This is a genomic window from Streptomyces hokutonensis (genome assembly GCF_042751305.1).
Lineage (GTDB): Bacteria > Actinomycetota > Actinomycetes > Streptomycetales > Streptomycetaceae > Streptomyces > Streptomyces hokutonensis_A.
The window spans coordinates 65,789-91,210 of record NZ_JBHYWD010000019.1; the positions used below are offsets into that span (position 1 = coordinate 65,789).

A 25,422-nucleotide genomic window follows, 5' to 3' on the forward strand; every position below is an offset into this window, starting at 1 on the left:
AGTGATCAAGGATGGGAGTCTTAATGCATATGATGTGCAAGTGCTTTACTATTGCATCAGGGCGGCGGGCCCGGACGACCTCGACGGTGCGCGTGCCGTGATGCTCGACACCGTCTACCGAGACTTCGCCACCGGCTATGTGCCCCGCTGGCACGCCGACATCGTCGACCCGGCCGCCGCCTACCTGGCCCCGGCCCGCCACACCCTCCTCGTGGCGCTCGACCCGGCCGACGGCCAGGTCGTCGCGACCGCCGCGCTCGACTCCCGTGGACCGGTCCACCCGCCGAACCCGCGCGGCCTCGCCGAGCGCTACCCCTCCGGCGCGACCGCGCAACTGCGCCGCGTCTACGTCCGTCCCGCGCACCGCCGCCGCGGCCTCGCCCGGCACCTCGTCGCCGAACTCCTCGCGTTCGCCGCGGCCGACGGCGGCTACCGCGCCGCATATCTGCACACCGACCCCGCCGTGCCCGGCGCCGAGGCCTTCTGGCGGTCGCTCGGCAAGGTCGTGCACGACGAGCGCGACGACCCGGCCGGCGGGCAGGGAATCGTGCACTTCGAACTGGCGATGGAGCGATGACCGCGATGCGATTCCGACGATTCCGACGAACCCGCCCTGCCCGACTGCTTGTTGGGCTCGCCCTCGCCCCGCTGCTCACCGGCTGCTTCGCCTCCGCCGGTGAGGAGAGCGGGGAGCCGACCGGGAAGTCCGGTTCCCGGCTGCGCGTCGCCCTCGCGTTCCCGCCCGCCGAGAACCTCTCCCCGTACGGCGCCGACGCCACCATCCTCAGCCGGCTCGGTGTCACCGAGGGCCTGACCTCCCTGGACGCCAACGGCTCCGCCGCCCCCGCGCTGGCCCGGTCCTGGCAGCGGGAGAGCGACCGCAGCTGGCTGTTCACCCTGCGCGAGGCCACCTTCCAGGACGGCACCGACGTCACCCCGGCCCGCGTGGCCGCCGCCCTCACCCACGCCACCGAGGCGAAGCCCGCCCCCGCGGCGCTCTCCGGCGTCACCCTCACCGCCGAGCCCGCGGGCGCCGACCGGGTACGCGTCACCACCGACTCCCCTGATCCGGTACTGCCGTTGCGGCTCGCCGGTCCCGCCCTGGCGGTCCTCTCCCCGAAGGCGTACGAGAACGCGAAGGGCCGCGTCGACCCGGTCGGCACCGCCACCGGTCCCTTCGAACTGACGAAGGTCACCGGCTCCACGGCCGCCACCCTCGACCGCTACGACGACTACTGGGGCGGTCTCGCCCACGCCTCCGGCATCGACGCGCGCTTCATCGCCGACGGCACGGCCCGCACCAACGCGCTGCGCACCGGGCAGGTGGACATGGCCGAGGCGATACCCGTCGCCCAGGCCGCGACCCTCGGGACGGCCACTCGCCGCGAGACCGCGACGACCCGCACAACGAGCCTCCAACTCAACACCAGGACAGGCCCGTTCAAGGATCCGAAGCTCCGGGCCACCGCCCGCGAGGCCGTCGACACCGGCGCGCTGGCCAAGGACGTCTACGAAGGTCACGCCGATGCGGGCACGGGCATCTACGGCCCCGCCGTCACCTGGGCCGCCGGTAAGCGCCAACAACCGGTCGGGCGGGCGAAGGCGGCGGTGCCCGGCGGAACGTCGATCACCCTCGCCACGTACGACAACCGGCCCGAACTGCCCGAAGCGGCCCAGGTGTTGAAGCAACAGCTGGAAAGAGCCGGATTCCGGGTCGAGTTGGAGGTGCGCGAGTACTCGCGGATCGAGAGCGACGCGCTGGCCGGGAAGTTCGACGCGTTCGTCGCGGCCCGCAACACCCTGGTGGACACCGGGGATCCGGTCGCCGTACTCGCCGGCGACTACACCTGCGACGGCGGCTACAACCTGGCCCTGCTGTGCGACAAGGACGTCGACCGGGCCGTGGCGAAGGCCGAGGGGGCCGCCGACACCTCCGCGCGGCAGAGCGCCGCGATGGCCGCCGAGGCCGAGATCCTCGCCACCGACGCGGTCGTGCCGCTGGTCCATCAGCGGGTCGTCACCGGCGTCGGCGGCTCCGTGGAGGGTGTCCTCCTCGACCCGTACGAGCGCACCCTCGTCGGCACCGGAACCCGGCGCTGAACCATGCCGCACCGCACGACCGCGCTGCTGTGGCGCGCCCTTCTCGCGGCCGGACTCGTCTGCGCCGTGGGCCTGTTGCCCTGGCTCTCGCACACCGACCCGGCGCTCACCCTACTCAAGGCACGCTCGGCGGAACGCGACCCCGACCCCGAGGTCCTCACCGCCATCCGCACCCAACTCGGCCTGGACGAAGGCCCGTTGCGCCTGCTCACCCAGTGGCTCGGCGGCCTCTCACGCGGCGACGCGGGCCGCTCGTGGATCTCCGGCACCGAAGTCATGCCTGGAGTGCTCCAAGCCCTGGGCGCGTCCCTGCTGTTGATGACCTCAGCACTCGCGGTGGCCGTGGTGACCGCCGGGGCGGTGTGCGCGGGCACGTTGCGGCGCGGCGGGCGTGCGGTGGGGCCCTCCGGCGGCGGCAGCCGGCAGTGCGGCGATCGTCCCGGTGGCGGCACCGGCTCCGCCGCCCTCGCCGCGCTCCCCGAGTTCCTCACCGCGTCGGTGCTCGCCACCGTCGTAGGCGTGCAGTTGGGCTGGCTGCCCGCGCTCGGGTGGTACGGGCCCCGGTGGACCGTGTTGCCCGCGCTCGCGCTCGGCCTGCCCGCCGGGGCCGTGCTCGGGCGGCTGCTCGACGATCTGCTGCCCGGTGCCTTCGCCGAGCCGTGGGCGCGGGCCGCCGTCGCGCGCGGGCTGTCCGGGCGGCGGATCGCCCGGCACGCCGTGCGACGGTGCCTGCCCGGACTGCTGCCGAACCTGGGACTGTTCGCCGTCGGGCTGACCGGCGGGGCCGTCGCCGTCGAGCAGGTCTTCGACATCCCCGGCCTCGGCCGCACCACCCTCCAGGCCGCCCTGGCTCAGGACCTGCCCGTCCTCCAGGCCGGCACCCTCGCCCTCCTCCTGCTCGCCGCCCTCGCCGCCGGAGTCAGCCAACTCGCCACCCGCCTCCTCGCCGGACCGGCACTGCGAGCCGGGGCCCTGCCCTCCCTCCACGGACCTGCCCCAACACCCCGGCGGATCCTGCCACTTGTGTACGGCGCCCTACTCCTCGGTGTCCTCGCGCTCGGCCTGCCCCGCGATCCCCTCGCCCTCAACACCCGCCTGCGTCTCCAACACCCCACCTGGGCACACCCGTTCGGCACCGACGCGCTCGGCCGTGATCTCCTCGCGCGGATCGCCCACGGAGCCGTCGACACCCTGCTGCTCGCCCTCGGGATCAGTGCCGCCGCACTCGTCACCGGGGTTCTGCTCGGACTGCTGCCCCGGCTGTCGGGACCCCTCGCCGACACTGTGAACGCCGTACCGCCCGTCCTCGCCGCCCTGTTGGTCACCGCCGTGGCCGGCAGTGGGAGCGGTACGCCCGCACTCGCCGTCGCCCTCCTGGCCTGGACTCCCCTCGCCGCGCACACCTCCGCACTGCTGCGGCAGGAGCGCGCGACTCTCCATGTGACCGCCACCAGGGGCCTGGGCGCGGGCCGTTGGTACCTCCTGCGCCGTTCGCTGCTGCCCGCCGTCCTGCCGCCCGTCACCCGGCACGCGCTGCTCCGTCTGCCCGGTGTCGCCCTGGCCCTCGCCTCGCTCGGGTTCCTCGGTCTCGGCGTCCAACCGCCCTCCCCGGAATGGGGATTGCTCCTAGCCGAGAACCAGCCCTACGCCGAGCGCGCCCCCTGGGCCGTCCTCGCCCCCGCCGCCGTACTCGCCCTGCTCGGCGCCCTCGCGGTGACGGCGGCGGGCAGCCTACGAGCCGTGGGGCAAGGGAAGTTGGCGGTCCGGTGAGCACGGCGACCGTCGTACGGACTCCGCTCCCGCCCCTGCTCCGGCTGCTGATCCTCACCCAACTCGCTTTCAACCTCGGCTTCTTCGCCGTGCTGCCGTTTCTCGCCGAGCACTTGGCGGACGTGATCGGCATGGCCGGCTGGCTCGTCGGGCTGGTGCTGGGGCTGCGGACCTTCAGCCAGCAGGGGCTGTTCGTGGTCGGCGGGGCGCTGGCCGACCGGTACGGGGTACGGCCCGTGGTACTCGCGGGGTGTGTGCTGCGGATCGCCGGGTTCGGCTGGCTCGGGTATGCCGAACGGACCTGGGCGGTCGTCGGGGCCGTACTGCTCATCGGGTTCGCCGCCGCGCTGTTCTCACCGGCTGTGGAGTCGGAGGTCGCGCGGCAGGCCGTCGCGTGGGAGGAGGCGGGCGGCGGCCAACGGGCGCGGGTGCTCGCGCTGTTCACCGTCGCGGGTCAAGTCGGCGCGTTCGTCGGACCGTTGCTGGGTGCGCTGCTGCTCGCGGTGGACTTCCGGGCGACCTGTCTCGCCGGGGCCGGGATCTTCGTGCTCGTCCTCGCGGGGCACGCCCGGCTGCTGCCCCAGCACATCCCCGGGCGGACGCGCGTCACGGAGAGGGGCGGTGTGCGGGCGCTCGTGCGCAACCGGCCCTTCCTGGCGCTGTGTTGTGCCTACGGCGCCTATCTCCTCGCCTACAACCAGCTCTATCTGGCCCTCCCCGAGGAGGTCGAGCGGGCGGCGGGCTCGCAGGCGCCGCTGGCCTGGCTGTTCGCGCTGTCCTCGCTGCTGGTGGTGACCGCGCAGTTGCCGGTCACGCGGTGGGCGGGGGAGCGGCTCGACCCGCGCCGGTCCATGGCGGCCGGGCTGCTGCTGATCGCCGTAGGATTCGCGGCCGTCGCGGTGGCCCGTCCCGCCCAACTCACCGGCACGACAGGGCTGTTGCCCGCCACCGTCTTCGTCGTGCTGCTCACCCTCGGCCAGATGCTCATCGCGCCCGTCGCCCGCGCCTGGGTCCCGGATCTCGCCGAGCCCCGGCGCCTCGGTCTCTACACCGGGGCCCTGTTCTCCGTCTCCGGGCTGATCGTCCTCCTCGGCGGCGCGGCCACCGGCACGCTCCTCGACACGGGACTGCCCGCGGCCGTTCCGTGGCTGGTGCTGGCCGCCGTACCGATCGCCGCGATCACGCTGTTGCCACGCACGGGCGCCCCGGCCGCCGTATGCCGGTAAATCGACGAATCCGCGCACGAGTCCGCCCACCCGCACTGAACGCCCCACCCGTCACCGCCGTACCAAGCCATGAACCAGATATGAGCTGCCCCCTAAACAGCCATCGACGGCAACGGCGGCAGCGGCCCGTGGGAGGATCCGTCATCGTGAGCGCATCCCCGGCGGTACGGAGCCTGCGCGCCGCGGTGTTCGCCGCGGTGTGTGTGCTGCTGGCTGCCGCCGGGCACGGGCTCGCCACCGGTGCGACGCCCCCGCTGTGGGCGGACGGCGCCGGGTTCCTCGCCGTGTTCGGCATGGGGTTCCTGCTGGGCGGGCGGGAACGGTCCATGCCCGGTATCGGTGCCGCCATGCTCGCCACCCAGGCGGGGCTGCACCTCGGCTTCGACCTCGCGCGGCCCCGCGCCGGGATGGCGATGGCGGGGATGGCGCACATGTCGGGGGACACCATGGCCCCGATGCGGCAGGCGCAGGCCATGACCCCGCACGCCCTGGCCGCGCACGTCGTCGCCGCCCTCGTCGCGGCCTGGTGGCTGCGGCGCGGGGAGGCCGCGCTGTGGTCGCTGCTGCGCTGGGCCGTCGCCTTCGTACCCGGCCTGGTGGCCTGGTGGCGGGCCGCACCCCTGCCCGCACGCACGGTGGGCCCCGGCCGCACCGGCGCCGACGCGGCCCCCTTCCGTCAGCTCCTCCTGCGGCACGCGGTCAGCCGCCGAGGGCCACCGCCCCCGATCCCGTACCCGGTCTGAACAGCCAACTTCCTTTTCCCGTACGGAGATCGCCTCACCATGTCCGCATACCGCACCACCCTGCGCCGCGCAGGCACCGTCGCCGCGCTCGCCACCGCCGGAGTCCTGGCCGCCGCGGGCGTCGCCTCCGCGCATGTCACCGTCCACCCCGAGAGCTACGCCAAGGGAGCCACGGACGGGGTCATCACCTTCCGGGTCCCCAACGAGGAGGACAAGGCCAGCACCACCAAGGTCCAGGTGTTCCTGCCCACTGACCACCCCGTCCTCGGCGTGCTGGTCACCCCGCAGAACGGCTGGACCGCGAAGGTCACCACCAGCAAGCTCAAGACACCGGTCAAGACCGACGACGGCACCATCACCGACGCCGTCTCCGAGATCACCTGGACCGGCGGGAAGATCGGCGCCGGACAGTTCGAGGACTTCAACGTCGCCTTCGGTCAACTGCCCGAGGACGCCGACCAGTTGACGTTCAAGACGCTCCAGACCTACTCGGACGGCAATGTGGTGCGCTGGATCGAGGAGAGCACCGGCGGCGACGAGCCGGAGAACCCGGCGCCCGTCCTCAAGCTCACCGCCAAGGAGAGCGCGGACGGCGACGGGACCCCGGCCGCCTCGGCCTCCACGGCGGCCACCGCCACGAAGACGACGTCCGCCTCCTCGTCGAGTTCGAGCAGCGACTCGACCGCCCGCGGGCTCGGTATCGCCGGGCTTATCGTGGGCGTGCTCGGCCTCGCGGCCGGCGCCTTCGCCGTCGTCCGCAGCCGCTCGCCGCGGTCGTAGCGCCGAAGTACTACGGGTAGTACGGAACGCCGAAGGGCCCGGATCCACCACCTGGTGGTCCGGGCCCTTTCGGTATGGCCGGTGCTGCTGCTACTGCTACTGCGAAACCAGTTCGAGGACTTTCTCCTCGGCCGGGGCCTCCTCGACGAGGGCGGTGCGGGAGGTGCGCCACAGCCACAGGATGTCGCGGCCGAAGGACCACACCAGCGTGCCGAGCGCGAGCGCCACCACGGCGAGGTTGGCCGTGTGCGGGAGCAGGTCCGAGCCGGCCAGCAGCAGGAGGATGCCCTGGGTGGCGGCGACCGTCTTGCGGGCGGTGCTGGGCGGCAGCGGGGCGTTCAGCCACAGCCAGACGCGGGCGGCGGCCACGAACCCGTAGCGCATGGCGCCGATCAGCAGGACCCACGGGCCGAGCTGCGTCGAGACGTACACGCTGAGGACGAGGATCAGGAACGCGTCGACCTCCATGTCGAAGCGCGCGCCCAGCGCGGTCGAAGTCCCCGTGCGCCGGGCGACCTTGCCGTCGACGCCGTCCAGGATCAGGGCCACCGCCGTCAGGCCGACCAGCAGGGTGACGGGGGGCGAGCTCTCGAAGGAGTCCGCGACCAGCGCGGTCACCCCGCCGACCAGGATGGCGCGGCCCAGCGTGACCCGGTTGGCCGGGCCGAAATTACGCGTCCGGGTCTTGTGCAGGGCCTGGGAGAGCACCGCCCAGGTGGCGATCGCGAACGCCAGTCCGGTCAGCCAGCCCGCCGGGCCCATCCCGATCGCCGTACCGAGCAACGCCAGCAACAGGATCTGCACGCCCGCTCCCACAGCGGTCTCCTGCTGGACCAGCCTTGCTTCGTATGTGTTGTTCAGGGCCACCGCACACCCTCCGGCCATATGACAGAGTCGATCAACGCCGCGTACTGTGCGCGGCCTGTGGTTACCCGTACGTGAACAGCTTCCCGATCGTTCAGGAGGAGTCCGATGAAACGCACCGCCAGGGCGTTTTGGATCGGTGCACCGGGTCACGGCGAGATACGCGACGTCGTTCTGCCGGACCCCGCCGAGGACGAGGTGGTGGTCCGTTCCCTGTGGTCGGGCGTGAGCCGCGGAACCGAGACCCTGGTCTTCCGCGGGGGCGTCCCCGAGAGCCAGCACGCGACCATGCGTGGACCGTTCCAAGAGGGCGACTTCCCAGGTCCGGTCAAGTACGGCTACCTCAACGTCGGCGTGGTGGAGGAGGGCCCGGCCGCGCTGCTCGGCCGTACCGTCTTCTGCCTCTACCCGCACCAGACGCGCTACGTCGTCCCCGCGAGCGCCGTGACACCCGTACCGGACTCGGTGCCGGCCGGGCGGGCCGTCCTCGCCGGGACCGTGGAGACCGCCGTCAACGCCCTCTGGGACGCGAGGCCGCTGATCGGCGACCGGATCGCGGTGGTCGGCGGCGGCATGGTCGGGTGTTCGGTGGCCGCGCTGCTGGCCCGCTTCCCGGGCGTACGCGTCCAGTTGGTGGACGCCGACCCGGCGCGCGCCAAGACCGCCGAGGCCCTCGGCGTCGGATTCGCGCTCCCGGCGGACGCACTCGGCGACTGCGACCTCGTCGTGCACGCCAGCGCCACCGAACAGGGCCTGGCCCGCGCGCTGGACCTCCTCACTCCCGAGGGCACCGTCCTCGAACTGAGCTGGTACGGCGACCGCAAGGTGAGCCTCCCGCTCGGCGAGGCCTTCCACTCCCGCCGCCTGGTCATCCGCAGCAGCCAGGTCGGCACCGTCTCCCCGAACCGGGCCGACCGCAGCTACGCCGACCGCCTCGCCCTCGCCCTCGAACTGCTTGCCGACCCCGCCCTGGACGCGTTGGTCACCGGGGAGAGCGACTTCGAAGAGTTGCCGGACCTGCTGCCCAGGCTCGCCTCCGGGGAGATTCCGGCCCTCTGCCACCGGGTCCGCTACACCGACTTCGGCTGAGAACCGTTCAATTCCGTACGACAAGAGCGTCTGACCTGAGAAAAGAGTGAGAGTCGGCTGAACAGGGGGAGGCGTGCAGCCGTACTACACGGCATCCCCCGGCAGGGATCAGCCGGGGGACCAGACGCGCCGCACCTGGAGGGTCGTCCGTTGTTCAGCATCACCGTCCGCGATCACATCATGATCGCCCACAGCTTCCACGGCGAAGTGTTCGGCCCCGCGCAGCGTTTGCACGGAGCCACGTTCCTGGTGGACGCCACCTTCCGGCGCGCAGAGCTGGACGACGACAACATCGTTGTCGACATCGGACTGGCCACCCAGGAACTGGGCGCCGTCGTCAGCGAGCTGAACTACAGAAACCTGGACAACGAGCCCGACTTCGCGGGCGTCAACACCTCCACGGAGTTCCTGGCGAAGGTCATCGCCGACCGGCTCGCCGAGCGGATCGAGAAGGGCGCGCTGGGCGAGGGCGCCCGGGGCCTTGCCGCACTCCAGGTCACCCTGCACGAGTCGCACGTCGCCTGGGCGAGTTACGAGCGTGCCCTGTGAGCGACGTGACCATCGACCGCGCCCCCTCGCTGGGATTCCTGCCCGCACAGCGCGCGGCCTCCCGGAATGCCGAGATCATCCCCATGTCCCTGCGCACCGTGCACTTCGTGATGCCGGGCGGCGTCGACGACCCGGCCGCGCCGAGCGGCGGCAACGCCTACGACCGGCGGGTCAGCCTGGACCTCCCCGGCTTCGGCTGGCAGGTCCACAAGCACGCCGTCGACGGTGAATGGCCCCGGCCCGGAGCGGCTGCCCGCGCGGAACTCGCCCGGGTGCTGCGCGAGTTGCCGGACGGCGCCGCCGTACTCCTCGACGGGCTCGTTGCCTGCGGAGTCCCCGAGATCGTCGTCCCGGAGGCCGACCGGCTCGGCCTGGCCGTCCTCGTCCACCTCCCGCTCGGCGACGAGACCGGCCTCGAAGCCGCCGTCGCCGCCGACCTGGACGCCAAGGAGCGCACGGTCCTGCGGGCGGTGTCCGCCGTCATCGGCACCAGCGACTGGGCGGTCCGCCGCCTCGTCTCCCACCACGGCCTGGCGCCCGAGCGGGTCCATGTCGCCACCCCCGGCGCCGACATCGCCCCCCTCGCCTCCGGCACCGACGGCGTCTCCCGCCTCCTGTGCGTCGCCGCCGTCACCCCGCGCAAGGGCCAGCACCGGCTGATCGAGGCCCTCGCAGCCGCGGCCGACCTGCCCTGGACCTGCACCTGCGTCGGCGGCCTCGGCCACGACCCCGAGTACGTCGACCACCTGCGCGGCCTCATCAAGCAGTACGGCCTCCAGGACCGCCTGCACCTCGCGGGCCCGCAGGCCGGCGCCGAACTCGACGCCAGCTACGCCGGCGCCGACCTCATGGTCCTCATGTCGTACGCCGAGACCTACGGCATGGCCGTCACCGAGGCGCTCGCCCGCGGTATCCCCGTGCTGGCCACGGACGTCGGCGGGCTGCCCGAGGCGGTCGGCCGCGCCCCCGACGGCGGGGTGCCCGGCATCCTCGTCCCGCCGGAGGACCCCGCCGCCCTCGCCGCCGAACTGCGCGGCTGGTTCGGCGAGGCGGATGTGCGGCGCCGGCTGAAGGCGGCGGCGCGTGGTCGCCGCGCGGCCCTGGACGGGTGGGCCACCACGGCCCGCAGCCTCGCCGGTGTACTCACCCGGCTCCCCAGCGAATCCCGGAGGGCGGCATGAGGAAGACGGCGACCACCCCGCCGGCCACCGGACAGCGCATCCCCGCGCAGCCGGGCCCCCGGGGCGTACCGCTGGGGATGCTCGTGCCCCCGGCACAGACCGCAGTGGAGGACGTGATGGCGGGAACCGTTTCGGCGGACACCGGCGAGCAGGCCGGGCACGGTGCCGTGATCCCCGGCGCCGGACCCGCGACCCGCCCCGGCGAGCGGGCCACCGTACGGCTGCGGGACGTCGGCCCCGACGACCCGCCGCGCTACGCGCCCGAGTGGCTGGAGCTGCGGGAGGGCGCCGACGCCGTCGCGCGGGCACCCGAACTCCTCGACCCGCTGCGCATCCGGCTCGCCAACCTGCCCGGCAAGTCCGGGGTCGTCATCCACGACCTGGGCTGCGGCACCGGCTCGATGGGACGCTGGCTCGCCCCGCGTCTCGACGGCGCCCAGCACTGGATCCTGCACGACCGCGACCCCTACCTCCTGCACTTCGCCGCAGTCGCCTCCCCCCGTGCAGCCGCCGACGGCAGCCGCGTCACGGTCGAGACCCGGCGCGGCGACGTGGCCCGGCTGACCCCGGACGCGCTCGTCGGCGCCTCCCTGGTGACCGCCTCCGCGCTCCTGGACGTCCTCACCCGCGAGGAGGTCGACGCGCTCGTCACCGCCTGCGTCGGCGCCGGCTGCCCCGCGCTGCTCACCCTCTCCGTCGCCGGACGGGTCGAACTCACCCCGGCCCACCCGATGGACGCCGAGATCGCCGACGCGTTCAACGCCCACCAGCGGCGCGACGGACTCCTCGGCCCGGACGCCGTCACCGTCACCTGCGAGGCCTTCGCCGCGCACGGCGCCACGGTCCGCGTCCACCCGAGCGCCTGGCGCCTGGGCCCCGACGACCTCGCGCTGACCGCCGAGTGGCTGCGCGGCTGGGTCGGTGCGGCCGTCGAGGAACGCCCGGAGCTGAAGGAACGCGCCGACCGCTATCTGCGCGACCGTCTCGCGGCCTGCGCGGCGGGGGAGTTGACCGTGCTGGTCCACCACAGCGACCTGCTGGCGCTGGCCCGGCCCACAGGGGGAACATCATGAGCGTCGAGACGATGAGGACGGTCGCACCGCGGCCGGGCACCACCAGGCGCCGGGTACGTGTCGAGCGGCCCGCGCCGGTCGCGCTCGAACTGCGCGCCCCGGCCACCGTCGAGGAGGTGCGCAGGCGGCCCGCGCACACCCCGCCGCTGCACAGCTCGGCCGTCTCCGGCGACCGTATCGGAGTGATCGTCGCCGCACCCCGGCCCGGCACCGACCGCGCCCGGGGCGCCCGCCGCGTCCTGCGCGCGATCCTGAACCGGGTGAACTCCCGCGCGGTACGCACCCACTTCGGCTCGGTCGCCGGCATCGCCATCCTCGGCGTCCTGCTGTGGCGGCTGGGCACCGGCGTCTTCGTGGACGGCCTGAGCCGCATCGACGTACCGACCCTGCTCATCGGGCTCGGCATCGGCGTGGTCACCACCGTGTTCAGCGCCTGGCGCTGGGCCCTGGTCGCGCGCGGGCTGCGCATCAAGCTGCCGCTCGGCCCGGCCGTCGCCGACTACTACCGCGCCCTGTTCCTCAACGCGGCCCTGCCCGGCGGCATCCTCGGCGACGTGCACCGCGCGGTACGCCACGGACAGAGCGCCGGCGACATGGGCCGCGCCGTCCGCGCCGTCGTCCTCGAACGCGTCGCCGGCCAGATCGCACTGGCCGTCGTCGGGGTCGCGGTCCTGCTGGGCCTGGACTCCCCGGTGATGGCCGACGCCCGCAGCATCGCCCCGCTCGTACTCCTCGGCGCCATCGGGTCGTTGGCGGTCGTGGCCGCCCTGCGGATGAACCGCCCGCCCACCGCCACCCGCCGGGGCCGCGCCCTGCGCACCACCCTCGACGAGGCGCGCGCCGGACTCTTCTCCCGCGCCAACTGGCCCGGCGTAGCCCTCTCCTCGCTGGTCATCCTGGCCGGCCACCTCGCGATGTTCGTGGTCGCCGCGCACGCCGCCGGGTCCGCCGCCACCGTAGGCCAGCTCCTCCCCATCGCGGTCCTCGCGCTGGTCGCCATGGGCCTGCCGCTGAACGTCGGCGGCTGGGGACCCCGCGAGGGTGTCACCGCCTGGGCGTTCGGCGCCGCGGGCCTCGGCGCCAGCAGCGGCCTGTCCGTCGCCGTGATCTACGGCGTGCTCAGCTTCGCCGCCGCCCTGCCCGGCCTGTTCGTCCTGGTCGCCCGCTGGTACACCGGCCTGCGCACCACCGGGCCCGGCACCGCCGTACCGGACCCGGCACCCGCTCAGGCCTCCGCGGTCAGCACCGAGAAGTACGCGCCGAAGGAATCGGCGAGGCTCGCCAGCAGTGCCTTCCCCTTTTCCGCCGAGCCGAGCGACGGGCGCCCGATGACGCCCGACTCGGTATAACCGGCCATACCGAGCGTCAGAAGATGGCGACGGTCGTCGGCGACGAAATCGGAGGTCTCATAACCGGGACGGATCAATTCGGGATGAGCGTGCAGAAGAATGGAGGTCTCGATTTCCCCCGCGTGCATATCGGTGAGCAGCGAGGTCAGCACCCCGGCCCGCTCCCGCGCCGCCTCCCAGTCCTCCGCGGCCGGGAACAGCGCCATCCGCTCACCGCGCGCGGAGGACTCCTGAACGACGTTGCCCAGTACGTAGTTTCCGCCGTGACCGTTGACCACCACCAGGGCCTTCACCCCCGAGCGGCGGAGCGAGTCCGCGATGTCCCGCACCACCGCATGAAGGGTCACGGAAGAGATGCTGACGGTCCCCGGCCAGGCCGCGTGCTCCTGCGAGCAGGCGATCGTCACCGGCGGCAGCAGGTGCACCGGGTACGCCGCGGCGATCTCCCGGGCCACGGCACAGGCGACGAGGGTGTCGGTCGCCAGGGGAAGATACGGGCCGTGCTGCTCGAAACTGCCGACCGGAAGGACCGCGACCTGTGCCGAGACACCTGCCCCCCTAGCCCGTACGTCCTCCGTGGTGTCCGCCGGCACCAGTCCGTATGCCGCCGTCCGTGAGCCCGAACCATTCATTGTTTCACGGCCTTTCGTCTCTGCTTAGGAACCAGATCATGACAGAAAACATTGGCGTACTCGGCAAGCAGAAGTCCGCGCAGCCCAGGGGCGCGGAACGCGTCGTGAATGCTCCGTTGCCCACCGTGTACGGCAAATTCCAGGCGATCGGTTACCTGGACCACGACCGCGGTGACGAGCAAGTGGCCCTGGTCTACGGCGACATCGGCACGGACGACGTACTCACCCGGCTGCACTCGGAGTGCCTGACGGGCGACGCCTTCGGCTCGCAGCACTGCGAGTGCGGCGACCAGCTGGACGCGGCGATGCGGGCCGTGGTCGCCGAAGGCCGGGGCATAGTCGTCTACTTGAGGGGCCACGAGGGCCGCGGCATAGGCCTCCTGGCCAAGCTGCGCGCGATGGCGCTGCAGGCGGAGGGCCTCGACACCGTCGAGGCGAACCTCGCCCTCGGCCTGCCGGTCGACGCCCGCGACTACGGCGTCGCCGCCGAGATCCTGCACGACCTCGGGGTGGCGAGCGTCCGCCTGCTCTCCAACAACCCGCGCAAACGCGAGGCGTTGCTGGAACACGGCATCAAAGTCACCGAAGAGGTACCGCTGTTGATCCCGCCCTGCGAGAACAACATCACCTACCTGCGGACCAAGCGGGAGCGTCTCGACCACCACCTGCCCCATCTGGACGCGGTGGCGCACTGGTCCTGATTCCGGTGAGCGGATGCCGGACAGGAAGAGGGAATGACCGAAGACGTCCTCTTCCTCTCCGGCGACCGGGTCGCTGAACCGCACGTCCCCCACAACAGCGCCGGACCCGGCATCCAGGACCCTGCCGCGGCCCGGGCCGTCACCGGCGCGCCACCGAAGGAGCGCCCGTGAAGCGTCAGGCCGAGGTTGTCGTCATCGGCGGCGGAGTCATCGGTACCAGCGTCGCCTACCACCTGGCCCGCGCGGGCGTCAGAGACGTGGTCCTGGTCGAACGGGACGAACTCGCCGCCGGGTCCACCTCGAAGGCGGCCGGCGGGGTACGGGCGCAGTTCTCCGACGGGCTCAACGTGCAGCTCGGCGCGCGCAGCCTGGAGGCCTTCGACCGCTTCGAGGAGGACACCGGGTACGACATCGGGTTACATCGCGTCGGCTACCTGTTCCTGCTGTCGCGCCCCGAGGACGTCGCCTCCTTCGAGGCCGGCGTCCGGCTGCAGAACTCCCTCGGTGTCCCCAGCCGCCTGATCGACCCCGCCGAGGCCCGCCGCCTCTCCCCGCTGATCGACACCGAGGGCCTCATCGCCGCCGCCTACTCGCCCGACGACGGCCACTGCACCCCCGAGGCCGTCGTCCACGGCTACGCCTCCGCCGCCCGCGCGCACGGCGCGACGATCCTGCGCCACACCGACGTCACCGGCATCGAGACACAGGGCGAGTACATCACCGCGGTGACCACGACCCTCGGCCGTATCGACACCAACACGGTGATCTGCGCGGCCGGCGCCTGGTCGAAGGCCGTCGGCGCGATGGTGGGCGTGGACCTGCCCGTGCAGCCGCTGCGCCGCCAGATCGCCGTCACGGAACCCGTCCCCGGGCTGCCACCCACGCTCCCCATGACGATCGACTTCACGACGAGCCTCTACTTCCACACCGAGGGCCCCGGCCTCCTCGTCGGCATGTCCGACCCCGACGAGCGTCCCGGCTTCGCCACCGACACCCACGACCGCTGGATCCCGCGCCTCGCCGAGGCCATGCGACGGCGCGCCCCCGGCCTCCTCGACCTGCGGCGCACCGGCGGCTGGGCGGGCCTGTACGAGAACACGCCGGACCACAACGCCCTGATCGGCGAGGCGACTTCGGTCTCCCGCTTCCTCTACGCGACGGGCTTCTCCGGCCACGGTTTCCTCCAGGGCCCGGCCGTCGGCGAGGTGATCCGCGACCTGTACCTCGGCCGCGTACCCTTCGTGGACGTCAGCCCCCTGAGCGCCGGCCGGTTCGCGGCCGACGCCCCGCGCCCGGAGGACAACCTGGTATGACCGAGCTGCATCTGTGGCTGCGCCACGAGACCCGCACGACCGAACGCCGCACCCCGGTCGTCCCCGCGGACGCCCGCCGGCTCGTCGAGAGCGGCGTGACCCTCACGGTCGAGGAGTCCCCGCAGCGGATCTTCCCCGTCGAGGAGTACGAGGCGGTCGGCGCCGAAGTGGCACCCGCGGGCTCCTGGGTGTCGGCGCCGAAGGACGCGGTGATCCTCGGCCTGAAGGAACTCCCGGACGAACCGACCGAGTTGACGAACCGTCACATCTTCTTCGGGCACGCCTACAAGGGCCAGCCGGGCGCGAAGGACCTGCTGAGCCGCTTCGGCGCCGGGGGCGGCGCGCTGCTCGACCTCGAATACCTGGTGGACGACACCGGCCGCCGCCTCGCCGCGTTCGGCTACTGGGCCGGCTACCTGGGCGCGGCCCTCGCCGTCCTCCGGCACCGCGGCCGACTGGTCGCGCCCCTCACGCCCACCTCGAAGGAGGAGCTGGACGGCACACTCCAGCCCGCCGCCGGGGACGCCGAGTTCACCGCGCTGGTGATCGGCGCACTGGGCCGCAGCGGCCGGGGAGCGCGGGCCGCGTTCGGCACGGCCGGGATCGAACCCACGAGTTGGGACCTGGCGGAGACCCGGAACCTGGACCGCCCGGCCCTGTTGGCCCACGACGTCCTGGTCAACTGCGTCCTGGCGACCACCCCCGTCCCGCCCTTCCTCCGCGCCCAGGACCTCGACGACCCTTCGCGCCGCCTCCGCACGGTCTCCGACGTCACCTGCGACGTCGGCTCGCCCCTCAACGTCCTGCCGGTCTACGACCGCACGACCGAATGGGACGCCCCGGTACGGCAGTTGCACGCACAACCCCCGCTCGACCTCATCGCCATCGACAACCTGCCGTCCCTCCTGCCCAGGGAGTCCAGCACCGACTTCTCGGCCGCCCTGCTGCCCCAGCTCCTGGACTTCGGGACCGGCGGGGCATGGGGGCGCTCCCTGGACCTGTTCCGCACGAAGGCCCGGGAACTCGGAATCGCCGTGGCGGAAGGGGAGTTGGGCCATGTCTGACGTGGTGCGCGCGAGCGGCACCGTGCACTGGATCGGTGCCGGGCTGTCCACGGGCAGCGGGCTCGCCCTGCTGTGCGACGCGGCCGACCGGGTGAGGCTGTGGCACCGCACCGAGGACCGTGCGGCGCGGGCCCTCGACCAGCTGGGGCTGACGGGACGCGCGGAACCGCGCGCGTTCGACCTCGCAGCGTTCTCCGCCGAACTGGTACCCGGAGACGTCGTCGTCTCCATGCTGCCCGCGCCCGAACACGCGGCCCTGCTGGCCGCCTGTGTCCGGCGGCGGGCCCACTTCGCCTGCTCCAGCTATGTGTCGGACGCCGTCCTCGAACAGGTACCGGCGGCCGAGAAGGCGGGCATCGTCGTCCTCACCGAGGCCGGACTCGACCCCGGCATCGACCACCTCTTCGCCCACAGTCTCGTCGCCCGCGCCCGGGAGGCGATCGGCGCGGACACGGCGGCCTCCTACAGCCTCACCTCGTACTGCGGCGGTGTCCCGGCGGTGCCGAACGACTTCCGTTACCGCTTCAGTTGGGCGCCCGCCGGAGTCCTGGGCGCGCTGCGGTCACCGGCGCGCTATCTGGAGGACGGGACGGAGACCGTCGCCGAGCGGCCCTGGGAGGTGACCCGGCCGCACGTCGTCGACGGCGAGACCTTCGAGGTCTATCCCAACCGGGACAGCGTGCCGTTCATCGAGCAGTACGGGCTGCCCGCGGCCTGGCGGCCGCGCACCTTCGTGCGGGGCACGCTGCGGCTCGAGGGCTGGCTGCAAGCCTGGGAGCCGGTGTTCGAGGAGCTGAAGGCGGGCGACGACACCCGGATCGCCGCACTGGCAAGGGAGTTGGCGGCCACCTACCCCACCACGGAAGCCGACCACGACCGGGTCGTCCTCGCCGTGTCCCTGGACGTCCGCGGCGACACGGGCCGTACCTGGTCCGGGAGTTACCTCCTCGACCTGGTGGGCGACGAGGAGGAGAGCGCGATGGCCCGCTGTGTCTCGCGCCCCCTGTCCCTCGCCGTCCGGCACATCCTCGGCGACGACCTGCCGTCCGGCCTGAACCGGGCGGCCGAGACGGCACCCCGGTCCCGGGAGTGGCTCAGTGAACTGGCGGGGGAGGGGCTGGAGTTCACCCTGCGGGTGGATCAGTGAGCGGACGGTCGCGGATCAGTCCGTGACCGCCTCGTGCAGCAGCTGCTTCAGCTCGGGCATGATCTTCAAGGAGGACTTCGGCCGCAGCTGGGTCATGAACTGCACGGTCAGGTCCCGGCTCGGGTCCACCCAGAACGTCGTCGTCGCGACCCCGCTCCACCCGAACGTGCCCAGCCCCGCCGGGGCCTGGGTGCGCTCGGGGTCGACGACCACGGAGACACTGAGGCCGAAACCGATGCCGTCGTTGCCCGGCTCCTGGTGGGCGGGGCTGCCGAAGGCGCGCATGTCGGCGCCGCCGGGAAGGTGGTTGCTGGCCATCAGGTCGACGGTCTCGGGGGCGAGCAGCCGGACGCCGTCGAGTTCGCCCCGGCGCCGCAGGAACTCCGCGAACCGGTGCACGTCGTACGGGCTCGCCGCCAGCCCGCCGCTGCCCGACAGGAACCGCGGCCGACCGCCCCGCAGCGGCAGCCCGAGGATCGGCTCGATCCCGCCGCCCTCGGCGTCGCCGTACAGCTCGGCCAGCCGGCCCGCCTTCTCGTCCGGGACCTGGAAGCCGGCGTCCGGCATGCCGAGCGGGCGGAAGATGCGCTCGGCGTAGAACTCGTCGAGCCGCTGCCCGGACACCACCTCGACGATCCGGCCCAGTACGTTCGAGGAGACGGAGTAGTTCCACTGCGTGCCCGGCTCGAACTGGAGCGGCAGGCTCGCGTACACGTCGATCGTCTCGGCCAGGTTGGCGCCGGCCGGCACGGACGACTCCAGGCCCGCCTCCCGGTAGAGGGCGTCGACGGGGTGCGAGTGGTAGAAGGCGAAGGTCAGGCCCGAGGTGTGGGTCATCAGGTGCCGGACCAGCATCGGCTGCTCGACCGGCCGGGTCTTCAGGTCGGCGCCGGAGCCGCTGTCGTAGACCCGCATGTCGGCGAAGGCCGGGAGGTGGTCGGCGACCGGGTCGTCCAGGGAGAGCTTGCCCTCCTCCACCAGGAGCAGCGCGGCGACCGCGGTGACCGGTTTGGTCATGGAGTAGATCCGGTACAACGTGTCCGGCGTGACGGGCAGCCCGGCCGCCACGTCGCGGTGCCCGTGGGCGGTGAGGTGGGCGACGCGGCCGTGACGGGCCACGGACACCAGGAAGCCCGGCAGGCGCTCCACGTCGACGTAGTGGGCGAAGTGCTGGTCCAGGCGGTCCAGTGCCTTGTGATCCAGTCCGACCTCGTCCGGGTCGACTTCTTGTCGCAGCTGTGCCATGGCTCTCCTCCGAATTGCGTTCACGAGGTGGGGTCCCGCATACCCGGCCCCGGACACCTCGGAACTCATCGTCGCGCAGGAACACCTGCGCGGTCTCCTGTAACGCCCTGATGTGTGAGCGACGCGACTGTCCGGCCGGGCAGTACGAGACACGCGAGAGCACCGGTCAGGGCCACCCCGGCGAGGACGGAGAGGGCCGCCGTGGACCCGCTCGCGGCCGTCAGCGTGCTTCCCGCGGCGACGCCGAGCGTCGGCCCCACGTTCACCGCGGTCTGCTTGAGCCCGCCCGCCACCCCGGCGGACTCCACCGCCGCCGCCCGCACCACGACCTGCGTGGCCGCCACCATCACCGTCCCGAACCCGGCCCCCAGCAGGGCGAATCCCCCGCACACCGCGACCGTGCCCGAGGCCCGCGACATCACCAGAACGGCCAGCGCCACGACCACCATCGCCGCTCCGGCCGTACGACGCGCCCCGGCCCGGCGCAGCAACACCGGACACACGGGTGCGGACAGGACCATCGCGGCGGCCAACGGCAGCCCGCGCAGGGCGCTTTGGAAGGGGCTCAGTCCCATCGAGTCCTGGAGGACATAGGTGACCACGAACAGCGTTCCGGAGAACGCGGCCGAGGCCGCCAGCAGCATGCCGAGCGTGCCACGGATCGCCGCCGACCGGGCGACGTCCGGCGGCAGCAGCGGCTGCGCCGTACGCCGCTCATGGCGTACGAAGGCGAAGCCGGCGAGCGCGGACACCACCAGTCCCGCGGCCGAACCGCGCGGATCCGCCAGCGCCTTGACGAGGGCGGCGAGGGACAGCGCGAGCAGCAGGGCGCCCGGCAGATCGAACCTCACGTCGTCCTGCGACTCCGGCCGCTCCGGCCCCCGCGCGGTGAGGGCGAGCACGCCGCACACCAGCGAGGGCACGACATGGAGGAAGAACACCGCCCGCCAGCCGACCGCGCTCACCGACACCCCGCCCACCAGCGGTCCGGCCGCCGCGGCCACCCCGATCACACTGGTCCGTACGGCGATCGGCATGGCGAGGCGGTCGGGCGGGAACGCGGCGCGCAGCATGCCGAGCGTGGCCGGCTGGAGCAGCGCCCCGAACACCCCCTGCGCGGACCGGAGTCCGATCACCCAGCCGGGACCCCGGGCGCCAGCCCGACCCCGGCCGAGGCGACCCCGAAACCGAGCATGCCCAGCGCGAACACCCGCTGATGTCCGTACCGGTCCCGATCCGCCCGGCCGACACCAAGAGGCTCGCCACGGCGACCAGATAGGCGGTGCTCGTCCACTGGACCTGCGCCGGCGAGGCCCCCAACTCCCGTTGCAGCGTGGGCTGTACGACGGTCAGCACGGACCCGTCCAGGGCGACGATCGCGGCGCCTGCCACACTGCTCGCCGGCACGAGCCGCCGACGCGCTGTCACAGGGCGGCCTCCGGACCGAGGTGCGCGTCGAGGACGGACCGCAGCAGGGGTACGAAGTCGTCGGCGCCCGTGGCGAGTTGGAGACTGCCCCAGCGCCAGAGCTGGGCGAGACCGTGCAGGTTCGCCCACAACGCGCCCGCGACCCGGCGGGCGTCCACCTCGGGACGGGCCCGCCCGACCAGCTCCACCAGCACGCCGAACAACGGCAGGCTGGTGTCCCGCAGCCCCAAGTGCCCGCTCTCCAGCAGATCGTGACGGAACATCAACTCGTACATACCGGGGTTGTCGAGCGCGAACTCCAGATAGGTGCGGCTCAGCGTCGTCACCTGCGCGCGTGGACTCGCCGAACCGTCCCCGATCACCGCGGACGCCCGTTCGCCCAGATCGGCGAAACCGCGCCGCGCGATCGCGGACAGCAACTCCAGGTGGGTGGGGAAGTAGCGGCGCGGCGCTCCGTGCGAGACACCGGCCCGCCGTGCGATCTCCCGCAGGGTGAGGGCCTGCGCGCCTTCGCTAGCCACCAGCTCCACGCCGACATCGACGAGCCGGTCCCGCAGTCCCGCTGCCTCCGCATCACTCATAGACACTGTCTACCAGGCGGTCGTAGACAGTGTCTACCGGGGAATGGTGGGCGCGCGGTACTCGTTGTCGCTCATATGACACAGGACGACGCCCCACTCCTTCAGCTGCTGTCCGACGGCCACGCCGGGGTGCTGGTCACCCTCAAGGGCGACGGCCGGCCCCAGCTCTCGAACGTCAGCCACGCCTATTACCCCGACGAGCGCACCATCCGCGTCTCGATCACCGACGACCGCGCCAAGACCCGCAACCTGCGCCGCGACCCCCGCGCCTCGTACCACGTGACCAGCGCCGACCGGTGGGCGTACACGGTCGCCGAGGGCACGGCCGATCTCACGCCGGTGGCGGCGGACCCGCACGACGACACGGTCGAGGAACTCATCCAGCTCTACCGCGACGTCCTCGGTGAGCACCCGGACTGGGACGACTACCGGGCGGCCATGGTCCGGGACCGGCGGCTGGTGCTGCGGCTGCGGGTGGAGCGGGCGTACGGGATCCCGAAGGGCGCCAACCCGGGGTGACCGATCGTCACCTCCCGTCCCCGGCGCTAAGGTTGATCCGCAACACGGCGGCGTGCGGACGACGGGGGAGTGCACGAGGTGATCGATCCGGTGTCCATGAGCGCCATCGCCGCGGTGTTCGGGGCCGTCGGCTCCGGCATGGCGAGCGAGGCCGGCAAACTGGCCTGGGAATCGGCCGGGGGACTGGTCCGCCGCCTGGCCGGCCGGGAGGTGCCCGCACCGGCCACCCCCGACGAACTCGACGCCGTCGCCCGCATGGTTCACGACCGCGTCCATGACGACCCCGAACTCGCCCTGATCTGGACCCGGTTCGCGCGCGGCGTGCGCACCCCGGGCCGGATCACGGGGCCGGGACGGCACTGCCTCCCGCCGGCGCCGCGTTCCTTCACGGACCGTCAGGAAGCCCTGAAACTCCTGGACAAGGAGGCCATGCGCCCCTTCGGCGGCCGCCCGCGGCTGGTGCTCCTGCACGGACCCGAGGGCATCGGCACCAGCACCCTCGCCCACCACTGGGGCGCACGGCAGACGGCCCGCTTCGCCGACGGACAGCTCTACGCCGACCTGCGCACCCTCGGCCCCGAACCGGTCCTGACCACCCTGCTGCGCCAACTCGGCCTGCCCGACGAGGAGATCCCGCCCTCGGCCGCCGACCGGGCGACCCTTTTCCGGGCCTCCCTCACCGACCGGCGCGCCCTCGTGGTCCTCGACCACGCCCAATCCGCCGCCCAGGTACAGCCGTTGCTCGCCTCGGCCGCCGACGTCGTCACTCTCGTCGTGGCACGGAGTCCTCTCGCCGGCCTCGACGCGTTACGCATCCCCGTCGGCCCCCTGACCCGCCGGGACGCGAGACGACTCCTCACCGAACTCGTCGGCAGACCCGCGGTCACCGCCGCCCGCGCCACGCTGCCCGCCGTACTGGACCGCTGCGCCGGCTCGCCCTACGCCCTGCGCGCCGCCGCACCCCGGCTCACCGCACCGACGCAGCCGGCCGCCGGGCCGGACACCGACCCGGTGACGTCCGCCGTCGAGGACTCCTACCGCCTGCTGGCCCCCGACGCGGCCCGCCTCTACCGCCTGACCGGCCTCTACGACTGGCCCGCCCTCGACGCCGCCGCGGCTGCGCGCGCGGCGGACACCGACGAACCCGAGGCCGCCCGGCTCCTCGGCGAACTGGCCGACGCCCTGCTCGTCGAGCGCACCGACGACGGCCGCCACCGCTACCGGCCCGCCGTCCGCGCCCACGCCGAACGGACCGCCGCCGCCACGGACGGCATCGCCGCGTCCTCCGCCGCCGTGTCCCGCACCGTCCAGCACTACGTGCACCTCGGCCTCGCCGCCGCGCAGGCGGCACTGCCGGAGAGCTGGCGCGTCCCGTCCACGGCCACCCCGCTGTCGTACGAGAACCGGGGAGCGGGCGTAGCCGCACTGGCCGCCGAAGCCCCCAGCCTGGTCCAAGCGGTACGCGCCGCCGAGGAGTTCGGCGACTGGGACACCGTCGTCCTGCTGGGCCAGACCCTGTGGCCGCTCCAGCTCAAGGCCGGCCACCACGACGTCCTGCTGCCCGCGCTGCGCACCGGGGCGCGTACGGCGGACACCCACTTCCCCGGTACCCGTGGCGCCGGCGCCCTCCACGCCCAACTCGCCCACAGCCTCATGGAGTTGCGCCGCTGGGACGAGGCGGAACCCGAGGCGCTTGCCGCCGCGCGCGACGAGAGGGCGGCCGGGCATGTGCGCGGACACGCCTCCGCCGTCGAGTTCCTCGGCCTGCTCCGGCTGCGCCAATGGCGGTTCGCCGAGGCGTACTCGGCCTTCGACGAGGCCTACGGCATCCTGGACGGCATCGGCCCCGACGACGAGGGCGCCGCCGATCTGCCGCGTGCCCGCGCCCTGTTGGAACGGCACCGGGGCCGGGCGCTGCGCGGGATGGGCCGCCCCGCCGAGGCCGTCGCACGCCTGGAACACGCGCTGGCCTTCTTCCGCGCGAGCGGCGAGGCCTACAACACGGCCCGCACCCTCACCGACCTCGCCGAAACCCGCCTGACCGAGGGCGGGTTCACAGCCGCCCGCGCCCTGATCGACGAGGCGGCCTACGCCCTGCGCGACGAGAAGGCGGAACAGCACCTGTCGTATCTGCGCCTGCTGCGCGAGCGCTGCGAAGGCTAACCCGGGACGACCCGCACCCGGTGCACGGCTCCGCCCGTGTGCACGGTCAGCCCTTGCGCCACGGCCTCGTGCAGCGACTTGCCGGAGGCCAGCCAGGCGTGCAGGGCCGAGGCGCAGGCGACCGGGTCGGCGTCCGACGGCGGTTCGGCCCGCAGGAACAGCAGGGTGCCGTCCGCGGTGCGGGCCGTGCACGCGCCGGGGCCGGTGACGTAGACGGCGAGAGCGCATCGCGGGTGCCGGGCCAGGACCTCGGTCGTCCAGAGCGCGGGCGACCCGAAGCGCGGGTCGTCCGCCGCGCCGTGCCTGAACACCACGTCGGCCAGGGAGAGTTGGTCCTGCTCGCGGGTGTCCTCGTGCACCGCCGTGTGGGACTCGCCGGTGCCGTCGGGCGCCGGATGCGGGCCCGCGTACCGGACGACCGAGACCTCGGCGCTGCCCAGCAGCCGGGTGAGCACCCGCAACGGGACCGTGTGCGCGGCGGGTTCGAACGGCGGGAGCGGGAGCGGTTCGAGCAGCGCGGGCGCGTCCGGTTCGGGGATGCCGATCATGCCGTAGAAGAGGCGCCGGAGGCGGGTGGCCGACTCGCCGGGTACGGAGCTGGTGAAGGCGGCCGGGGTGGGCAACGGGCGGTGGCTGTCTATGAGTTGGGTCAGTTGGGGGCGCAGCGGTAGCGCGGGGTCCAGGCGGGGTGCCGTACGGACGAAGGCGTGCACCGGGGCGTCGGGGGCGAGGCCCGCGAGGGGTGCGGCGCCGAGGAGTACGGGGGTGCCGAGCGCGGCGGCGTAGTAGGTCACCGAGCCGTGGTCGCCGATGACGGCGTCGGCGGCGAGCAGCGCCTGGCGCCAGCCGTGCAGCGGGTCGATCAGGGTGAGTCCGGCGCGGCGGGACCGGTCCAGCCAGGCGCGGATCTGGCCCGGGCCGTGGCCGTACCAGATGTTGGGGTGCAGGACGGCGGCGAGACGGTACTCGTCGACGGGGAGTTCGGAGGTCAAGCGGGGGAGCAGGGACGGCAGTACGTCGTCGCCGGAGGCCGGGCCGTCGCCGAACAGGGACTCCGGGTTCCAGGTGGAGTTGAGGACCACGAGGCGCTGTGCCCGGCCGACGCCGAGCGCCCGACGGTAGCGCTCCCGGTGGGCGCGCGCCGCGAGCATGCGGTCCCAGCAGGGATCACCGGCCAGTACGGCCGTGGGCGCGGCCTCGGGGCATACGGCACGCAGCCGCTTCATCTGCTCCGGGTGCGACAGCACCAGCGCGTCGGCGACGGGCCGTCCGGTTTCGTCGAGCAACCACTCGGGCGACAGCCCGAACACCGGAACCTCGACCTCCGCCACCTCGCTGCCGGGTGTTGGGTGTTGGGTGTTGGGTGTCCCCAGCCTCTTAGTGTATCCGACACCATGGGACATCACGGCCAATACGCCTGAAAGTGACCGGAGTTGACCGCCGAAGCTCGCGGAGACGGCCAAGTCGACCGGTGTTGCCGTCGCCTGTTCCCAGGGCAGCACCGGCACCCCCGTTTCCGCGAGCAACTCGGCGACCCCCGCCCGGAACGCGGACGATCCCGTGCACGTGACGAGCAGCTGGACCCGGAAGTCGTCGTGGAAGAGAGGCAGTATGTCGAGGAGCCGGGTCGCGGAGGTCACGTTGTGCACGACGAACAGCACCCTGCGGCTGCGCCCCCGCGTGGCCCACCGCACGGCGTCGTCGCCGACCGGCACCCGTATCCACTCGGCCCCCGCCACGCCCCTCGACCACCTTTCGCGCATGTGATCGGGCAACGATAGTCAGCCCCGGGCCCGCATGCACCGGCCGCCCCTGAAATCGGCCGGTACACGCGGGGGCCCCTGCGGGCGGCGCGGGCGCGCGGAGGCCGGTGTCGCCGGCCTCTTCACCGTCCTACCCCGGTTG

Annotated in this window: 22 protein-coding genes and 2 pseudogenes; 18 read left to right on the forward strand and 6 right to left on the reverse strand. The window is 73.1% G+C overall.

All coding sequences use genetic code 11. The annotated features are described in order from the left end of the window. Window positions 1–40: 40 nt before the first annotated feature. The 6 genes from ACFXC1_RS37345 (at window position 41) to ACFXC1_RS37370 (ending at window position 6,619) form a co-directional block, all read left to right on the forward strand. Window positions 41–577, forward strand: coding sequence for a GNAT family N-acetyltransferase (locus ACFXC1_RS37345; protein WP_381251416.1), 537 nt, complete (start codon window positions 41–43; stop codon window positions 575–577). Next, window positions 574–2,100 carry an ABC transporter substrate-binding protein gene (locus tag ACFXC1_RS37350; protein WP_381251418.1) on the forward strand — a complete coding sequence of 509 codons (1,527 nt, stop codon included), beginning with the start codon at window positions 574–576 and terminating at the stop codon, window positions 2,098–2,100. Before ACFXC1_RS37345 ends, ACFXC1_RS37350 begins: the two co-directional genes overlap by 4 nt. A 3-nt stretch (window positions 2,101–2,103) precedes the next feature. Next, the gene (locus tag ACFXC1_RS37355; RefSeq protein ID WP_381251420.1) at window positions 2,104–3,870 is read left to right on the forward strand and encodes an ABC transporter permease subunit; all 1,767 of its coding nucleotides are present in this window, start codon (window positions 2,104–2,106) and stop codon (window positions 3,868–3,870) included. Continuing rightward, complete coding sequence (locus ACFXC1_RS37360) at window positions 3,867–5,096, forward strand: MDR family MFS transporter (RefSeq protein ID WP_381251422.1); 1,230 nt, start codon at window positions 3,867–3,869, stop codon at window positions 5,094–5,096. Before ACFXC1_RS37355 ends, ACFXC1_RS37360 begins: the two co-directional genes overlap by 4 nt. A gap of 146 nt (window positions 5,097–5,242) precedes the next feature. Beyond that, entirely contained in the window at window positions 5,243–5,839 is a 597-nt protein-coding gene (locus tag ACFXC1_RS37365) for a hypothetical protein (protein ID WP_381251424.1), read from the forward strand. Window positions 5,840–5,878: 39 nt separating this feature from the next. Beyond that, the gene (locus tag ACFXC1_RS37370) at window positions 5,879–6,619 is read left to right on the forward strand and encodes a YcnI family copper-binding membrane protein (RefSeq protein ID WP_381251426.1); all 741 of its coding nucleotides are present in this window, start codon (window positions 5,879–5,881) and stop codon (window positions 6,617–6,619) included. A gap of 96 nt (window positions 6,620–6,715) precedes the next feature. Here the strand turns inward: ACFXC1_RS37370 and ACFXC1_RS37375 are convergent, their stop codons facing one another. After that, entirely contained in the window at window positions 6,716–7,486 is a 771-nt protein-coding gene (locus ACFXC1_RS37375) for a CDP-alcohol phosphatidyltransferase family protein (RefSeq protein WP_381251428.1), read from the reverse strand. 105 nt (window positions 7,487–7,591) lie between these two features. Here ACFXC1_RS37375 and ACFXC1_RS37380 point away from each other — a divergent pair, with 105 nt between their 5' ends. The 5 genes and pseudogenes from ACFXC1_RS37380 to ACFXC1_RS37400 all read left to right on the forward strand — a co-directional run. Continuing rightward, complete coding sequence (locus ACFXC1_RS37380) at window positions 7,592–8,572, forward strand: zinc-dependent alcohol dehydrogenase (RefSeq protein ID WP_381251430.1); 981 nt, start codon at window positions 7,592–7,594, stop codon at window positions 8,570–8,572. Between the two features lie 150 nt (window positions 8,573–8,722). Then, window positions 8,723–9,121: a 6-pyruvoyl trahydropterin synthase family protein gene (locus ACFXC1_RS37385; protein WP_019073017.1), complete on the forward strand. Its 399-nt coding sequence runs from the start codon at window positions 8,723–8,725 to the stop codon at window positions 9,119–9,121. Continuing rightward, window positions 9,118–10,302 carry a glycosyltransferase family 4 protein gene (locus tag ACFXC1_RS37390; protein WP_381251432.1) on the forward strand — a complete coding sequence of 395 codons (1,185 nt, stop codon included), beginning with the start codon at window positions 9,118–9,120 and terminating at the stop codon, window positions 10,300–10,302. Before ACFXC1_RS37385 ends, ACFXC1_RS37390 begins: the two co-directional genes overlap by 4 nt. Continuing rightward, window positions 10,299–11,375 carry a trans-aconitate methyltransferase gene (locus ACFXC1_RS37395; protein ID WP_381251434.1) on the forward strand — a complete coding sequence of 359 codons (1,077 nt, stop codon included), beginning with the start codon at window positions 10,299–10,301 and terminating at the stop codon, window positions 11,373–11,375. The genes ACFXC1_RS37390 and ACFXC1_RS37395 overlap by 4 nt, the downstream gene beginning before the upstream one ends. 11 nt (window positions 11,376–11,386) lie before the next feature. Further along, window positions 11,387–12,502: pseudogene (locus ACFXC1_RS37400) on the forward strand (lysylphosphatidylglycerol synthase transmembrane domain-containing protein); the annotation flags it as partial. 98 nt (window positions 12,503–12,600) lie between these two features. Here ACFXC1_RS37400 and ACFXC1_RS37405 read toward each other — a convergent pair. Beyond that, window positions 12,601–13,356, reverse strand: coding sequence for a creatininase family protein (locus tag ACFXC1_RS37405; RefSeq protein ID WP_381251436.1), 756 nt, complete (start codon window positions 13,354–13,356; stop codon window positions 12,601–12,603). Between the two features lie 38 nt (window positions 13,357–13,394). Between ACFXC1_RS37405 and ribA the strand changes: the two genes are divergently transcribed. Genes ribA through ACFXC1_RS37430 form a run of 5 tightly spaced genes read left to right on the forward strand, consistent with a single transcriptional unit; the run spans window position 13,395 to window position 17,581 of the window. Next, the gene (ribA, locus tag ACFXC1_RS37410; RefSeq protein ID WP_359609727.1) at window positions 13,395–14,057 is read left to right on the forward strand and encodes a GTP cyclohydrolase II; all 663 of its coding nucleotides are present in this window, start codon (window positions 13,395–13,397) and stop codon (window positions 14,055–14,057) included. A 33-nt stretch (window positions 14,058–14,090) separates the two neighbouring features. Further along, window positions 14,091–14,228, forward strand: coding sequence for a hypothetical protein (locus ACFXC1_RS37415; protein WP_381251438.1), 138 nt, complete (start codon window positions 14,091–14,093; stop codon window positions 14,226–14,228). Next, complete coding sequence (locus ACFXC1_RS37420) at window positions 14,225–15,370, forward strand: NAD(P)/FAD-dependent oxidoreductase (RefSeq protein WP_381251440.1); 1,146 nt, start codon at window positions 14,225–14,227, stop codon at window positions 15,368–15,370. Before ACFXC1_RS37415 ends, ACFXC1_RS37420 begins: the two co-directional genes overlap by 4 nt. After that, window positions 15,367–16,434, forward strand: a complete 1,068-nt coding sequence (locus ACFXC1_RS37425; RefSeq protein ID WP_381251442.1) for a saccharopine dehydrogenase — start codon at window positions 15,367–15,369, stop codon at window positions 16,432–16,434. Before ACFXC1_RS37420 ends, ACFXC1_RS37425 begins: the two co-directional genes overlap by 4 nt. Next, entirely contained in the window at window positions 16,427–17,581 is a 1,155-nt protein-coding gene (locus ACFXC1_RS37430; RefSeq protein WP_381251444.1) for a saccharopine dehydrogenase family protein, read from the forward strand. Before ACFXC1_RS37425 ends, ACFXC1_RS37430 begins: the two co-directional genes overlap by 8 nt. 15 nt (window positions 17,582–17,596) lie before the next feature. On the opposite strand, the gene ACFXC1_RS37435 is transcribed toward ACFXC1_RS37430, so the two are convergent. The 3 genes and pseudogenes from ACFXC1_RS37435 to ACFXC1_RS37445 form a co-directional block, all read right to left on the reverse strand. Beyond that, the gene (locus ACFXC1_RS37435; RefSeq protein ID WP_381251446.1) at window positions 17,597–18,826 is read right to left on the reverse strand and encodes a serine hydrolase domain-containing protein; all 1,230 of its coding nucleotides are present in this window, start codon (window positions 18,824–18,826) and stop codon (window positions 17,597–17,599) included. Between the two features lie 65 nt (window positions 18,827–18,891). Then, window positions 18,892–20,254 (reverse strand): annotated as a pseudogene (locus tag ACFXC1_RS37440) (MFS transporter). Beyond that, complete coding sequence (locus tag ACFXC1_RS37445; RefSeq protein WP_381251448.1) at window positions 20,251–20,835, reverse strand: TetR/AcrR family transcriptional regulator; 585 nt, start codon at window positions 20,833–20,835, stop codon at window positions 20,251–20,253. The pseudogene ACFXC1_RS37440 and the gene ACFXC1_RS37445 overlap by 4 nt, the downstream one beginning before the upstream one ends. Window positions 20,836–20,910: 75 nt before the next feature. Between ACFXC1_RS37445 and ACFXC1_RS37450 the strand changes: the two genes are divergently transcribed. After that, window positions 20,911–21,354 carry a PPOX class F420-dependent oxidoreductase gene (locus ACFXC1_RS37450; protein WP_381251450.1) on the forward strand — a complete coding sequence of 148 codons (444 nt, stop codon included), beginning with the start codon at window positions 20,911–20,913 and terminating at the stop codon, window positions 21,352–21,354. 78 nt (window positions 21,355–21,432) lie between these two features. After that, complete coding sequence (locus ACFXC1_RS37455; protein WP_381251452.1) at window positions 21,433–23,517, forward strand: tetratricopeptide repeat protein; 2,085 nt, start codon at window positions 21,433–21,435, stop codon at window positions 23,515–23,517. Here the strand turns inward: ACFXC1_RS37455 and ACFXC1_RS37460 are convergent. Continuing rightward, window positions 23,514–25,280: a hypothetical protein gene (locus ACFXC1_RS37460; RefSeq protein WP_381251454.1), complete on the reverse strand. Its 1,767-nt coding sequence runs from the start codon at window positions 25,278–25,280 to the stop codon at window positions 23,514–23,516. The two genes, ACFXC1_RS37455 and ACFXC1_RS37460, sit on opposite strands and share 4 nt — an antisense overlap. Window positions 25,281–25,422: the final 142 nt, after the last annotated feature.